This is a genomic window from Nonomuraea sp. NPDC048916 (genome assembly GCF_040649575.1).
In the GTDB taxonomy this organism is placed as follows: domain Bacteria; phylum Actinomycetota; class Actinomycetes; order Streptosporangiales; family Streptosporangiaceae; genus Nonomuraea.
Window position 1 is genome coordinate 1 of sequence record NZ_JBEZFS010000100.1, and the last position, 2,309, is coordinate 2,309.

At 66.0% G+C, this 2,309-nt stretch carries 4 protein-coding genes; 2 read left to right on the plus strand and 2 right to left on the minus strand.

The annotated features are described in order from the left end of the window. Positions 1-22 precede the first annotated feature (22 nt). Positions 23-610, plus strand: a complete 588-nt coding sequence (locus AB0C16_RS39855) for a hypothetical protein (RefSeq protein ID WP_357691315.1) — start codon at positions 23-25, stop codon at positions 608-610. Between the two features lie 97 nt (positions 611-707). On the opposite strand, the gene AB0C16_RS39860 is transcribed toward AB0C16_RS39855, so the two are convergent. Both AB0C16_RS39860 and AB0C16_RS39865 read right to left on the minus strand, forming a co-directional pair. Then, entirely contained in the window at positions 708-1,439 is a 732-nt protein-coding gene (locus AB0C16_RS39860; protein ID WP_357691317.1) for a DUF998 domain-containing protein, read from the minus strand. Continuing rightward, a complete protein-coding gene (locus tag AB0C16_RS39865; RefSeq protein WP_357691319.1) occupies positions 1,436-1,870 on the minus strand; it encodes a hypothetical protein in 435 nt (144 codons plus the stop codon). The genes AB0C16_RS39860 and AB0C16_RS39865 overlap by 4 nt, the downstream gene beginning before the upstream one ends. Before the next feature lie 46 nt (positions 1,871-1,916). Here AB0C16_RS39865 and AB0C16_RS39870 point away from each other — a divergent pair, with 46 nt between their 5' ends. Continuing rightward, positions 1,917-2,171, plus strand: a complete 255-nt coding sequence (locus AB0C16_RS39870; protein ID WP_357691321.1) for a DUF6597 domain-containing transcriptional factor — start codon at positions 1,917-1,919, stop codon at positions 2,169-2,171. Positions 2,172-2,309 lie beyond the last annotated feature (138 nt).

Here is a 2,309-nt window from a genome sequence, read left to right on the forward strand (position 1 = left end):
GTTCGCGACCATCATCATGGCCGTGCTCGAAGTCCGCTTCGCGCCCGGCTGGAGGCGGCAGGCGAAACTGGGGTCAGCCGAGTCGGCTGAGGAGGCTGCGAAAGCCAAGGTGACATGGCGGCGATTCCGCGTCGCCCTGCCGCTCCTCTTCGGGATGTTCGCGGCGTTTTTCGCTTCCACCATGTGGGAGCACCTGATCGAGCCGCTGAACTGCGTCGCCAACTGCGAGGCGCAAGACCCGACCAAGGAGATCTGGGGCCACGTCGGCGTCCATCAGGAGTACTTCGCCCAGGCGAGCCAGATCATCCCGCTCCTGCTCATCGCCGTCGGGGTGGAGGCGCGGCTCTTCGACCAGTTGCGCCGAGGAGCCATCGAACGAACTCTGATCTTGGTCACCGTGCTGACCTTGTGTGTCGGCGAGATGCTCGCTATCTCCGCCATCACTTCCGAGACACTGAACCCATGGCATGAGTACACCGCGTTCGTCGTCACAGCACAGGCATGCTCGATCGCACTCATCGCCCTCCTGTGGGCGCTCGCTCGCTCAGGCCGAACAACAGGAGTCAGGTGGCCTCCGGCGAGAAGGGCACGGCGCACGGCCATGCGATAGCGGTACGTCGAGTGCAACCGGCAGCAGGGCGATCCCGGGGCGTTCAACGCGAGTCGTTGCAGCTCCACCCGATGTGCTACCCAGAACCCTGCATGATCTATGGCCGGGTGGCGGCGCTGTATTGGCGGAGAAGCTCGAGGCTGAGGGCGGACGCCCAGGTCCAGGTGACCGTTCCGCCGAGAAGCAGCCAGCGGAAGTCGCCAGTCGCCGCGGCGCTCCCCGCGGCCACGAGGTCCACTGCGACTGCGGCGATGCTGTAGGACGCCCAGGCGTGCTGACCGCGGCGGATGAACCGTCGGACGAAGGCGACAATGGCGGCGTCCAGGGCGAGGCCGGAGACGAGGGCCACCATGTCGTGCGCACGCCCCTGCCAGGAAGGCGTGGCCGCGCCGGTGCCGGCCGTGGGGAAGTCCGACACCGGGTCGGTGACGAATATCGCCGCCGCGATGAGGCCAAGACCGTATAGGCCGATGAGCCGGGGTCCCCAGACGCGCGCGGGACCGGTCCGGAGCGTACGGCGCGCACCGACGGCCCCGCCCGTCGCGCACAACCCGGTGACGACGAAGTTCGTGATCTGGATCCAGCCGAGGTCGCCGAGGCTGAGGGCGCTGAGCGGGTGTCGACTCGGGTCGAACCCGTCTCGAGCGGCCGCTTGGACGAGCACGGCCGTAAGGAACAGTGGACCGGCGACCGCCCCGCACACGAGCAACACGCGGCTACGGGTGAAGCGGCCGCGGTTGGGTTCTCCGGCGACCGTGCCGCGTCGGGTCGGGGTTGTCACGGTCATCGCTCCGTCGAACATGGCGGCCTGGTGTTCGGGGGTGTTCATGGTGCGACCCTGTGCATCGTGGAGGTGTAGCCGCCGCCGGGGAAGGTCCACTCTCCGACGTTGGTGTCATCGTCGACGAAGGTTCCCTTGTAGTAGGACGAGGACCCAGGCTCGCCGCCCCAGATGGTGAGGCTGTCACCGTCCAGCTCGTACACGTAGTCGAGGGTGTTGCCTCGGGTGTCGTAGGCGCGGGAGCGGACCTCTGGGCTGGGCGGCTCCCCAAAGGGCTGCAGGTGGCCGATGACCTCCAGCGCCTTGACGCTGCTGCCGAACAAGTGCATGTCGATGTGCTGAAGCAGGAAGAAACCGCCTTCCATCCACTCATACCTGACAGTGCCGGTGCTGTCACCGGTGAGTTCCCAGGTGCCTACCAGACGGTCCAGTGACCGCATGTCAGGGCTGGGAGTCGGGGTGGGGTTGTTGGCGCTCATCGCGGTCCTCTCGATAGGTAGGTGTCTCTTACGGTAGGAAGGGGAAGTGGCGGAGATATCTCAGAAATCCGCAGGCTCGCCCGACCGCAACAGGGTCTTGCTGCAGAGCGGGCTCCTGGAGCCGGAGCTGTTCGATCGGTACTTCTCGGTCCGCGCCTTCGAGCCGGCTGACGACCTGGCGGTGTGCGTGTCGCACTACTGGGTCCTGCGGTGGTGGCTGCCCCACAACGTGACCTACCGACCGGTCGAGGTGCTGCCCGCTCCGATCGTGCACGTCTTCTTCACAGCACGGGAGCAATGATCGAAACCTGTGGATCTGATGGGAAGGGTGTACCTTCCCGAATCATCTGATCATGGTTTCGAGATAAGGCCGACGCGCCAACGTCGGTCGGGAAGGCACACCCGTGCTCACCGTAGTGCCCGAACTGCCCGTTGACGA